Raw genomic sequence first — 12,051 nt, 5'->3', positions numbered from 1 at the left:
CTCGGGGTACGAGCGCATTCTATGAACCGGGCCGCCCGCGCCGCCGCAACACTGGCCCTGCTGACCCTCGCCGGTGCCGCCGCCGCGCAACCGCCCCCGGCCCCTGCGCCCGAATCGGCCGCCGTCCGCGGCGCGTCGGCCCAGACCCGCAAGCGGCTGCTGGAGATCGAGCAGAAGCTGACCGCGGGCAAGCACGCGGACGCGGCCGACGACCTCCAGCGCGTGCTCGACGAGTCGGGCGGCGACCTCATCCCGCCCGAGGTGAGCCAGTCCCACCCGGCCGCGCGGCGGCTGGCCCACCAGCTCCTGAGCCGGCTCAGCCCGGACGTGCTGCGGACCTACCGGGACCGAATCGACCAGCCCGCGAAGCGGCTGCTCGCACAAGCGAAGGAGGGGCGCGACCCGCAGCCGCTCTACCAGCTCCTCGACCGGTACTTCGTTTCGCGCCCCGCGGGCGAAGCGCTGCTGCTCCTCGGCGACCTGCTGTTCGAGCGCGGCGAGTTCCGCGGCGCGGAGGCCGCGTGGCGGCAACTGCTGCCGGACGCGGGCGCCGACCTCGTGTACCCGGATTCGACCGCCGACCCGGCGCTGGTCCGTGCGCGAATCGTTCTCGCGCAGGCGGTTGGCGGGGCGCTCGGCCCCGCAAAAGAGGCCCTCGCGGCGTTCAAGCAGAAGCACCCGAACGCGACCGGCACGCTCGCGGGCAGAACCGGGCCGCTCGCCGACACGCTCCAGGCGGTTCTGGACGGCAAGCCGCAGCTCGCCCCGGAACCGCCGGCCGAGTCGTGGGCCACGTTCGGCGGCGGCCCGGACCGAGCGGGGCGCGTGCCCGGCGGCCTCCCCCGCGACTGGGGGCGGGCGTCGTGGTCCGCGCGCCTGCCCGCGGTCCCGCGGCGCGAGGCCAACAACCCGCCGGCGCGCCAGCCGTTCGGGCACCCCGTCATTGCGAACGGCGAGGTGTTCGTTGCGGACGCCAGTCGCGTATACCGGTTCGACCTCCGGACCGGCAAACCGCGCCCCTACTTCTCTTCGGAGGTGAAAGTAAAGTCGGACCTGCCGGGCTACGCGGTGGACGCCTGCGCGTCGCTCACCGCCGCCAACGGGCGCCTGTACGCCCGGTTCGGTCCGCCGACGGTTCACGCCCCCGAGGACCTTTCCAAGGGGGAACTGGAAGAATCGTACCTCGCGTGCCTGCGGCCGACCGCGGACGAAATCGAGCCGGTGTGGAAGCTGCCCCCGCCCGAGGACCGAAAGGTGCCGGCCGCCTGGGAAGGCGCGCCGCTGGCGGTCGGCAAGCGGCTGTGGGCGGTGTACGCCAAGTTCGAGGGGGGGCGGGTGGTTCACGTCGCGGTCGGCTACGACCCGGTCGGCGACCGAACCCCGGACCGCCCCGCGTGGGCCACCGAACTCTGTGACAGCGCCCAGCCGGTCTCGGGCGCCGGCCGGACGCGCCAGGAGCTGCTCACGCTCTGCGGGCGGAACCTCGTGTTCTGCTCCAACACCGGCGCAGTCGTCGCGGTGGACGCCGCGACCGGACAGCGGGTGTGGGCGTTTCGCTACCCGCGCTCGCGCAAGAGCAACCACGCGGGCGATCCCAGCCCGGCGGTCGCGTTCGGCGGGCGGGTGCTGGTCGCGCCGGCCGACGGCGAACGCGTCTACTGCCTCGACGGCGCCACCGGCGGTGTGGTCTGGGGCTCCGGCCCGACGGAAGGGGCACGCATCCTGGGTGTCGCGCGGGGGCGGGTCATCGTCACCGTGACCGGACCGCTCGCGGGGCTGCGCGGGCTGAACCTGGACACGGGCTCGCACCACCGCGAGGACGGGGGCTGGGTGCAGTGCGGTACGCTTTCTTACGGCCAGGGGGTTGTCACCGACGACGTGATCTTGTGGCCGTCGCGCGCCGGGCTGTACTTTGTCCGTCCCGAAAACGGGCTGCCCACTCCCGGTCGCCCGAACCCGCTGCCCCCACCGCTCCCCACCCTCGCGCGTTCCGAAAACGGGCTGCCCGCTCCCGGTCGCCCGAGCCCGCTGCCGGAGAACCGAACGTTCTTCGGGAACTTGGTCTACGCGGACGGCACCCTGGTCGTGGTCACGCACGCGCAAGTTTGGGGGTACCGGGCCGAGTCGTACAAGATCGTCCCGCGGCCGGACGTGCCGGCGGACCTGTTCCACTGGCTCATCGACCGGTCGGAACGCGATCTGGCCGCGGGCGACACCGCCGCGTGCCTGACGGCCCTCACGGAAGCCGCCACGGGCGACTTCCCGCCCCAGTTGCGCGCGTGGGCGGCGGCCCGGCTGGTGCAACTGTCGCCGCACGCAGGGGAGCTCCCCACGGCCGTGCGCCGCGCACTTCCGCCCGCCCTCATGTCCGAATGGGTGCTCACGGCCGACGGGCTGCCGGTGACGCTCGAAGCCTTCGTGAACGGGCACCTCCGCCGCCCCACAAGCGCGCCGTCGGTTCCCGTAACGAGCGCCCCTGCCGCGCGGTACTCGCCTGCGCTGGCGCCGCAGTCCGAGCGCGAGCACACGTGGCAGGCGCCCTCGGGTCTGTCCCCGTTACTTCCGATCCCGGGCGCCACGGAGCCCCCCAAACGGCTATTCATGGCCGGTGGCGACAGGGTGCTTGGGGTGCCGCTCAACCAGGAGGCCGAAACGGAGCACGCCGCCGCGGAGCTGTTCACTCATGCGTCCGACCTGCGGGACGGCTTTGTGGCGGTCGGCCCGCGGGCCGTCGCCCTGTTCGGCACGGCCCGCGATCCGCTCTGGGTCTTTCGGGCGCCGGTTACGCCGCGGCTCACGCCGGGGCCGCTGCCGTACCAGCTCCGTGCCGGCGCCGACGCGCTCGGGCCGTACCTGTCGTCGTTTCGGCTCGCCGGCTCGTGGCTCCTGGCGCGGCTCGGCGAGTTCCACCTCATCGCCCTCGACCTCGGCGCCCGCCGTGTGGCGTGGGTGCTGGCCGCGACCGGTGACAGCGGGTACGAACCGGTGCTGTTCGCCGCGACGCCCAGGTTCGGGCCGCATTTCGCGACCGCCGATCGGTTCGCGGTCGTACAGCTCTCCGACGGCCAGCTCTGGTTCGTGCGGCTCGACACCGGCCGGCCCGAAACGCAGCCGGCCGCCCGGACCGGAACGGCGCTGGCGAGCTGGCCGCACGCGCCGCTGGAGGTCTCGGGCGGGCGGCTCGCGCTCGCCGACGGGGCGGGCCGGGTGCGGCTCGTGGATCTGGGCGGGCCGAACGACCTCCCGCCGGTCGCCCTCCCCCTGCCGGGTCGCGGCCCGCTCGTCGTGTTTGCGCCGGGCGCTCGCACCAAATGGCGGTTCGCAACGGAACGACTTGAAGGGTTAGCCGGCGACCCGCCCCAGCTGCGCGCGTTCGGCGCCGAACTGTTCGTCGCCGTGCGCCGCAATTACGGGGTCGATCTCGAACCGGTCGGCACGGCCGATGGCCGGCCACTGTGGCACGAGCCCGCGTTCCTGGACGCCGACCGCGTCGACCTGTCCGGCGCCGACGCGGACGCCGATCGCGTTTACGTTCCCGTTGGGAACAAGGTGGTGGCGCTCGCCCGAGAGGACGGTGCGCCGGTGTGGGCGGCCACGGTCCCGGACGCCGGCGAGACCGGATGGGTGGTGCGGGTCGGGAAATCGGGCCTGATCGCGCACCCACGCCGGGCGCCCCCGCGCGAGCCGGTGGCGGATGTGCTGGCGCGGCTGGCGCGGTCGTTCGAGCGGGAACCGTACCTGTGGCGGCTCCCCGGGCTCGCCGCAACGCTGTATGATGCGTGGGTCGATCGCGCGGTGCCCGTGGTGCTGCTCGACCCCGAAACGGGCAAGCGCACGGGCCGCTTCAACATCCCGGCCCGGGGTCCCGGGCTGGCCGTGTGGTTGGGTCCGGACGCCACGGCGATCGCCACCGGCGACCGGATCGTCTGGTTGAAATAGTCACAAGTCGTAACGTCCGAACGCCGGCTGGAGGACAACGTGCCTGTTCGAGCGGAACCTGTCGGCCTGAGCGGCGACGACGCCCACGCGGTCGACCAACTGCGCGCCGCGGCCGAGCGGATCGGCGAAGAGTGCGGCAAGGTCATCGTCGGCCAGAAGGACGTGATGGAGCTGCTGCTCATCGCCGTACTGGCGCAAGGGCACGCGCTCCTGGTCGGGGTGCCCGGGCTGGCGAAGACGCTCATGATCCGCACCCTCGCGGACAGCATGAACCTCACGTTCAACCGGGTCCAGTTCACCCCCGACCTGATCCCGACCGACATCACCGGGACGCGGATGATCGAAGAGGACCCGGAGACGCACCGCCCGGTGTTCAAGTTCCTCCCGGGGCCGCTGTTCGCCAACGTGGTGCTCGCCGACGAGGTGAACCGGACGCCGCCCAAGACGCAGTCGTCGCTGCTCGAAGCGATGCAGGAGCGGCAGGTCACGGTCGCGGGCGTCCGGCACCTGCTGCCCGACCCGTTCTTCGTCCTCGCGACCCAGAACCCCATCGAACAGGAGGGCACGTACCCCCTGCCGGAGGCCCAGCAGGACCGCTTCATGTTCACGGTCAACGTGGGCTACCCGAGCGAGGAGGAGGAGTTCCGCATCCTCGAGTCCACGACCTCCGCGAGCCGCGAACGGCCGCAGCACGTCGTCAACGGGCCGCAGCTGCTGGAAATGCAGAAGCTGGTGCGCCGGGTGCCCGCGGCCGGCTTCGTCATCCGGTACGCGATGCGGATCGCCCGCCTCACCCGCCCCGGCACCCAGGACGGCGAGGCGCCGGACCCGAACGTGCCCGACTTCGTGAAGAAGTACGTGACCTGGGGCGCGGGGCCGCGCGCGGGCCAGAACCTCATCCTCGCGGCGAAGGCGCGGGCCCTGCTGCACGGGCGCACCTACGTGGCGACCGAGGACGTGAAGGCGGTCGCGCGGCCCGTCATGCGGCACCGGATCGTCACCAACTACAACGCCGACGCCGACCGCGTCACGCCCGACGAGATCGTGAACAAGCTGCTCGCGCTGGTCCCGGCGCGTTCGGCCGAATAGGTCACCCGCGCCATGTCGAACCCGCTCGATGCCGCCGTCCTGTCCCGAATCGACCGCCTGGAGATCGAGGCCCGGCAGTTCGTGGACGGGTACCTCGCGGGCAAGCACCGCAGCCCGCGCCAGGGGCTGGCGGTCGAGTTCGCCCAGCACCGCGAGTACGCGCCGGGCGACGACGTGAAGCACATCGACTGGGCCGTGTACGCGCGGACCAAGCGGTACTTCATGAAGCAGTACGAGCAGGAGACGAACCTCGTCGCGTGGGTCGTCGTGGACGCCAGCGGGTCGATGGCGTACGCGTCCGCGGCGCGCAGCAAGTACGAACTCGCCTGCGCGGCGGCGGCGGCGATGGCCTACCTCGTGCTCCAGCAGGCCGACACCGTGGGCGTCAGTTTGGTGGCCAACGGGGTGCGGGCGTTCCTGCGCCCCTCGGGCCAGTCGAACCAGCTCCGCGAGGCGTGTCGGGTGATGGCGGCCGGCCCGTTTCCCGACGGAACCGGGATCGCGCGGGGGGTAGACGAGTTGGCCGGGCGCACCGGGCGGCGCGGGATCGTGTTCGTGTTCAGCGACCTGCTCGACGACGCGCCCGAAATCCTCGCCGCGCTCCAGCACCTGCGGTACCAGAAGCACGAGGTGGTGCTGTTCCACACGCTCGACGCGGCCGAACTCGACTTCCCGTTCCGCCAGACGACGCTGTTCAAGGGCCTCGAGGGGATGCCGGAGGTCCTCACCGATCCGGCCAGCGTTCGCGACGGCTATTTGAAAGCGCTCCACGCGCACATCGATTCGATCGAGAGCGGGTGCCGGCGGCTGGAGATCGACTACGTCCGGCTCCGCACCGACACCGACCTCGGCCACGACCTCGCCGCGTACCTTCAAAAGCGCCACGGGCGGTAGCGGCGCCAGAGCACGCCGGAAGTCACCGCCACGTCACGAACGGCACCGGCAGCAGGAACGCGTGCTGCTCGTACAGGCTCGATACGCCCGCCCAGCCGATGTGTTGCGACACCCACACCGCGAACACATACGCGAGCACCACCGGAACCGCCGCGAACCGGCCGGCCCACCGGGACAGCCAAAACCGCGGCCCCCGGCGGCGCGCGCCGCGTGCATACGCCCACCCGCTCACCAGCCGCGCCGGGAAGATGAACAGCAGGAAGAACAGCCCTTCGACGAAGAACAATTCGCGCGGGACGAGCTCGATTTTCAACACGTACAGCGGCATCGCGAAGAGCAGGTGAACCCACAGCGCGAACGCGAACGCGAGCGGCGCCCGTCGGTACACCGCGCGGACCTTCCGCACCTCGAAGAGCGCGGCGAACCGCCGCGCCCGGGCGAACCGCGTCTGCAAGAACGGTACGTACAGCACCACAACCGAGAGGAGCGCGGCGCCGAGCAGCCCCACGCCCCAGAACTTGTGCCCGAGCCCGAGAAGGAACAGCGGGCACGCGAGCCACAGGAACGCGCCCACGAACCCCCGGAGCCCGAGCCAGAAGTAGTACGGCAGCCGCAACCCGACAGTGAGTTCCCACACCCGGTCTCGTGCCTCCTGGTACATCCCGCCCTGGAACAGCCGGTACGCGAGCCACGGAACGTTGATCGGGTTCAGGAAGTGTCGAACCCGCCCGCCCCAGAATAGCGCGCCGGCCGCATGAAGCACGAACACCACCGCGAAAGCACCGAGTACGATTTCCCACCGCCGTGCGATCGCCCCGTGCGGATCGATGATCCGGGCCGCTTCCGCCTGAAGTGACATCAGGTAGAGCGGGAGCCACATGACACCGCCCGCGAACGCGGCTCCCCCGAACAGGGCCGCCCGGCGGACACCGATGAACCCATCCCGGATGCGCCCGGAGCGGGCCACCCGCCCGCTCGCTTCCAACAGATAGCCCAAAACCAAGAACTGACCGAGCGGCACCGCCGCCAGCACCGCGAGTCCCAAGAGCAGCACCACAGCACCAAAGCACCATTCCGCCCCCGCCCCGGCGAACGAGACCACGCGGAAGAGGGGGCTCGCGTCCCGCTCGGGTTCGGGAGGCAGTTCGAAAGCCGCCTCCGGAATCGGTTCTGCCACAGGCGCGGCGACCGGAAGAGGGTCGTCGGACGTTGGCTCGACCAGCGGCGGCGCGACAGGGATTGCGTGAGCTGCCATTGGAATTGTGTGGGGCAGAATCCGGTTCCTGAAGAACCATCGCTGGTGGTTCGCCGACCGGCGCCCGTATTACCCCCGAGCGGGACCCGCAGTTTCGTGAAACGAGTCCGCGGGGCGGCGGGTACGCACTGTGACCCCTCACGCGGGACATCAGACATGTGGGGCCGAAACGTCCTGTTCGTCGCGGTTGTACTCGGTGCCGCCCTCGCGCTGCGGGCGGGCCTGTTTCCGTTATCCACAGCCGGGCGCAGAATCACCTTCGATGCCGCCCCGGCCGAGCGCCCTGACTTCCGCGTCACGGTTGCGAAGGTGAACCGCGCGTTCCGGGATCAGTGGGCCGAAAAGGGCCTCGAACACGCCCCTCCCGCCGCGGACCTGACTGTGGCCCGCCGGCTCTCGCTCGCGCTCACGGGCAGCGTTCCGTCGCTGGAAGACGTTCGGCAGTTCGAGGAGCAACGGCCCGAAACGCGCGTCGCGGGCTGGGCGCATCACCTTCTGAAGGACCGGCGGTTCGCGGACTACTTCGCCGACCGGCTCGCGCGGGCGTACACCGGCACCGAGGACGGCGCGCCCGTCGTGTACCGCAAGCGCAAGTTTATCGCGTGGCTGAGCGACGAGTTCCTCCAGAACACCTCATACGCCGAGATCGTGCGCCAGATGGTTGCGGCCCAGGGGCTCAACACCGACGTGCCCGCGGTCAACTTCGTGGCGGCGAGTTACGACGACAACAAGGAGGCCCCCGACCCCGAGAAACTCGCGGTACGTGTCAGCCGCGCGTTCCTGGGCCTGCGCATCGACTGCGCGCAGTGCCACGACCACTTCCTCGAACCGACCTGGAAGCAAGCGCACTTCCAGTCGCTCGCCGCGTTCTTCGGGCAGACGAAACACGCGGTGACCAACATCGCGGACACCGGGGCCGGCGAATACGACTTCGAGGACCGCGTTGCGGGCGGTCGACACGCGATCGGTCCCGCCGTACCCTTTCTGCCGGAACTGCTGCCCGCAACCGGCACCCGGCGCGAGCGCCTCGGGGCGTGGGTGACCGATACCAAGAATGTCTACTTCGCTCGCGCGACCGTGAACCGCGTGTGGGCCATGCTGTTCGGCCGCCCGCTGACGCGCCGGGTCGAAGCCCAGACGCTCGCGGAGATGAGCGACGAACAGGCGCCGCCCGCGCTCCGCATTCTGGGCGATGACTTCGCGGCCCACGGGCACGACCTCCGCCGGCTCATCCTGCTCATCTCCTCCCTCGAGGTGTTCCGGCTCGACAGCGCGGCCGCGTTCGAGCTCACCACCGCCCACGACGAAGCGTGGGCCGCCTTCCCGCTCTCGCGGCTGCGCCCCGAGCAGGTGATCGGGAACGTGATCCAATCTGCAAATGTGAAAACCATTAACCAGCGGTCGCACGTCTTCGTGCGCTTGGCCCGGTACTTCGACGAGAAGGACTTCGTGGCGCGGTACGGCGACGTTGACGACGACGAGTTCGCGCGCGCCGGCGGCACCATCCCCCAGCGCCTGCTGATGATGAACGGCGACCTGGTGGACGGCAAGGCGAAGGAAGAGTTGCTGAACGCCGCGGCGCAAATCGCGATGTTCGCACCCGACGACGGCGCGGCGGTTGAAGCGGCGTACCTGGCGGTGCTCACGCGCCGGCCAACACCGAGCGAAAGTCGCCACTTCACGGCCGGGCTTGTGAACACGAAGGGCGACGAACGTAAGCAGCGGCTCGCGGACCTGTACTGGGCACTCTTCAACAGCACCGAACTCTCATGGAGCCACTGATGTCGCCCCTCACCCGGCGCCACTTCCTCGCAACCGCACCTTCGCTCGCGTGGCTCACCCCGCTCGGCACCGCCCTCGCGCGCGCGTCTGAAAAGGTCCGCGCGCCAGCGAAATCGGTCATCGTGCTGTGGATGGCCGGCGGACCGAGTCAACTCGAAACGTTCGATCCGAAGCCGGGCACCCGCATTGCCGCCGGCACCAAGGCCGTTGGCACCGCGGCGAAGGGCGTTCAGCTCGCGGAGGGGCTCGAGCGCCTCGCGGAACAGATGAACCGCGTCGCCCTGGTCCGTTCGCTGTGGAGCCCGGAGGGCGATCACGAGCGCGCCACGTCGATCGTGAAAACGGGCATGCGCCCGGACCCGACCACCACGTACCCGTCGCTCGGGGCGGTGATTTGTCACGCCCTGCCCGACACCACGGTCGATATCCCGCGCCACGTGTCCATTATGCCGAACGAGTGGCCCGCGCGGGGCGGTGCGCTCGGCGCGGAGTTCGATGCGTTCAAGGTGTTCGACCCGAAAGACAAGGTGCCGGACGTGACGCCGCACGTTCCGCAGGCACGGTTCGACCGGCGCGTCGAGGACCTGAAGGTCGTCGAGGAAGCGTTCGCGGCGGGCAGAGGTAGGCGGGCCGCCGCCACCGGGCACCGGGACACAATGGACCGCGCCCGGAAGATGATGGGGTCCGAACAGCTCAAAGCGTTCGACATCTCGCTGGAGCCCGCCTCGGTGCGCAAGGAGTACGGCGACACACCCTTCGGGCGCGGGTGCCTCGCGGCGCGGCGCCTCACGGAGGTCGGCGTGCGGTGCGTCGAGGTGACGCTCGGCGGATGGGACAGCCACGCAAACAATCACCAAGTCACGACGCGGCTGAAGGGCGAACTGGACCCGGCGTTCTCGGCCCTGATTCGCGACCTGAACCGGCGCGGCACGCTGAAAGACACGGTGGTGCTGTGCGTCGGGGAGTTCGGCCGCACCCCGCAGTTGAACGGGTTGGGGGGCCGGGACCACTGGCCGCACAACTTCGCCGCCGCGATCGCCGGCGGCGGCGTGAGGGGCGGGGCGGTGGTCGGCGAGAGCGACCCGAACGGCGGCAAACTGCCCGAGCACCAGCGCCACCCGATCGCGGACCTCAACGCGACCGTGCTCCAAGCGCTCGGGATCGACCGGGAGCACACGCTCCGCAGCCCGATCGGGCGCACGTTCCCGCGCAGCGAGGGCAAGCCCATCGGTGCCGTGCTGACTTGAAGCGACAGGCTCTGACAGAATCAACAAGGCATTAGTACGGCAGCGCAGGGTTGTCGCACGTCGTGATTCTTCAGGCTCTGGGCTAACGAGGGTTCAGGACTTACGACAGCGATCGGGACTGCGAAATCAGGACTTACGACAACCCTGCTTCCGGCTCATCTGGTCGGAACGTTTTTTTGCCGACGAAAATGGACAGTCCTTTTTTCAGGCCTCGACACTCGCTTCGGTCTGGTTATAATTCTCCTCACGCAATCGCCTAACGCTTGCGTACCAGATAGGCGTGAGGCGAGAGCCCGAATCGCGTTTCCAGTCGAACCGAAATCGACCGGATCTCGGCTGACGTGTTTAACAGTGGGGAAAGAGAAGGCTGCAAACTGTAAGGTTTTGGACACGACAAACAGATTTTTTACCCGGTAGTGTAACGGTAGCACAAGAGATTTTGGTTCTCTTTGTCTAGGTTCGAATCCTAGCCGGGTAACTCAAGCACCCCCCGCGGTCACAAAGACTTGCGGGGGTTGCTTGTTTGGCATAACAGCAGAATATCCTGTTGGGTCGCAATAGAATCGCATATCAGGCAATGCACTTTTGTTCAATTTTTCTGAGGTCACAATCAACACACAGCTCAACCAACACGCCAGGTCATAAACTCCCGGCGCGTCACGCCCGGCCGCCTGGCGACGGTTAGGCATTGACCTACCCGACTCCGCCGGTACACTTAGTTCGATGCCTAAGCAATCGGCCCAGCTCACGCGTGTCTTCCAAGCCCTTGCGGACCCGACCCGGTTCGCCGTGGTGGAGCGATTGAGCAAGGGACCGACGCCTACCAGTGAGCTGGCCGCCCCGTTCAAGATGGCGATGCCGTCGTTCCTGCAGCACCTCGACGTGCTACAGGGGTGCGGGCTGGTCCGCTCGACCAAGACGGGACGGGTGCGCACCTACGAACTCGCCCCGGACGCACTGAAGTCCGCCGAGGACTGGCTGGCGAAGCAGCGGACTCTGTGGGAGCGGCGGCTCGACCAGTTGGATGCTTTCCTCCGCGACCTGAAGGAGCCGTCGGAATGAACCCGGACCTCGACCTGTCGTTCGAGCGCGTCGTGGACGTGCCGCCGGAGTTGGTGTGGAAGGCGTGGACCACGCCCGAGTACCTAAAGAGGTGGTTCACCCCGGCCCCGTGGAAGACCGTCCACGCCGAGGTCGACCTCCGGCCGGGCGGGAAGTTCCACACGGTCATGGAGTCGCCGGAGGGGCAGCGGATGCCGCCGAACACCGGTTGCCTGCTCGAGGTGGTGCCGAACCGGAGGCTGGTATGGACCGGGGCCCTGCTCCCGGACTACCGGCCGGCGGACCTGGGTGCCGACGTGCCATTCGTGTTCACCGCAGTCATCGCGATGGAGCCGCACGGGAGCGGGACGAGATACACCGCGACGGTGATGCACAGCAACGCCGGTGGGAAGGCGAAGCACGAGGCGATGGGCTTCGAGCACGGATGGGGCAAGGCGCTCGACCAGCTCGTCGCGCTGATGAAGACGGTGTAGCGGAGGGGTGCGGTGGTGCGACGGCTCACATCGGTGGGCCGTCGGATCTTCCAGAACCTCCGGTACCGACCCGCACCGGCCGAGCTATTTCTTCGCGTCCTTCTTCTCCTCCGCCCTCTTCGGTTTCGGAGCCAGCGCCCCGGCGAGTTGTGCTGATACTCCCAGAGGTACTTCGGTCTCTTGATTGCGTCGAGCTTGGCGAACAGTTCCTCGGTCAGCGGGATCGACCGTGCCTTCCGCCCCTTGCTCTTGTCAGGGCGGAAGTTGAGCCGCCCGTCGCGCAGCTGTGACGACTCGATCCCGCACAGGT

8 protein-coding genes and 1 tRNA gene are annotated in these 12,051 nt (G+C 69.3%); 8 read left to right on the top strand and 1 reads right to left on the bottom strand.

Translation table 11 applies throughout. From position 1 onward, the window contains the following. Positions 1–21: 21 nt before the first annotated feature. The 3 genes from R5W23_RS08960 to R5W23_RS08950 are packed head-to-tail and all read left to right on the top strand — an operon-like array spanning position 22 to position 5,922. Positions 22–3,939 carry an outer membrane protein assembly factor BamB family protein gene (locus tag R5W23_RS08960; RefSeq protein WP_320686041.1) on the top strand — a complete coding sequence of 1,306 codons (3,918 nt, stop codon included), beginning with the start codon at positions 22–24 and terminating at the stop codon, positions 3,937–3,939. A 39-nt stretch (positions 3,940–3,978) separates the two neighbouring features. After that, positions 3,979–5,028, top strand: coding sequence for an AAA family ATPase (locus R5W23_RS08955; RefSeq protein WP_320686040.1), 1,050 nt, complete (start codon positions 3,979–3,981; stop codon positions 5,026–5,028). Positions 5,029–5,040: 12 nt separating this feature from the next. Next, entirely contained in the window at positions 5,041–5,922 is an 882-nt protein-coding gene (locus R5W23_RS08950) for a DUF58 domain-containing protein (RefSeq protein ID WP_320686039.1), read from the top strand. 22 nt (positions 5,923–5,944) lie between these two features. Here R5W23_RS08950 and R5W23_RS08945 read toward each other — a convergent pair whose 3' ends face one another. Further along, positions 5,945–7,099, bottom strand: a complete 1,155-nt coding sequence (locus R5W23_RS08945; RefSeq protein ID WP_320686038.1) for a hypothetical protein — start codon at positions 7,097–7,099, stop codon at positions 5,945–5,947. 234 nt (positions 7,100–7,333) lie between these two features. On the opposite strand from R5W23_RS08945, the gene R5W23_RS08940 reads away from it, so the two are divergent. From R5W23_RS08940 to R5W23_RS08920, 5 genes are all read left to right on the top strand, one after another. Further along, positions 7,334–8,959 (top strand): DUF1549 domain-containing protein, encoded by a 1,626-nt coding sequence (locus R5W23_RS08940; protein ID WP_320686037.1) that lies wholly within the window; start codon positions 7,334–7,336, stop codon positions 8,957–8,959. Continuing rightward, positions 8,959–10,206, top strand: coding sequence for a DUF1501 domain-containing protein (locus R5W23_RS08935; RefSeq protein WP_320686036.1), 1,248 nt, complete (start codon positions 8,959–8,961; stop codon positions 10,204–10,206). The genes R5W23_RS08940 and R5W23_RS08935 overlap by 1 nt, the downstream gene beginning before the upstream one ends. 407 nt (positions 10,207–10,613) lie before the next feature. After that, positions 10,614–10,684, top strand: a tRNA-Gln gene (locus R5W23_RS08930). Between the two features lie 245 nt (positions 10,685–10,929). After that, complete coding sequence (locus tag R5W23_RS08925; protein WP_320686035.1) at positions 10,930–11,268, top strand: ArsR/SmtB family transcription factor; 339 nt, start codon at positions 10,930–10,932, stop codon at positions 11,266–11,268. Beyond that, complete coding sequence (locus tag R5W23_RS08920; RefSeq protein ID WP_261186210.1) at positions 11,265–11,741, top strand: SRPBCC family protein; 477 nt, start codon at positions 11,265–11,267, stop codon at positions 11,739–11,741. Before R5W23_RS08925 ends, R5W23_RS08920 begins: the two co-directional genes overlap by 4 nt. Positions 11,742–12,051: the final 310 nt, after the last annotated feature.

This window comes from Gemmata algarum (assembly GCF_034097035.1).
In the GTDB taxonomy this organism is placed as follows: Bacteria; Planctomycetota; Planctomycetia; order Gemmatales; family Gemmataceae; genus Gemmata; species Gemmata algarum.
The sequence above is the reverse complement of the archived record's forward strand: the minus strand, read 5'-3'. Positions and strand labels throughout refer to the sequence as shown.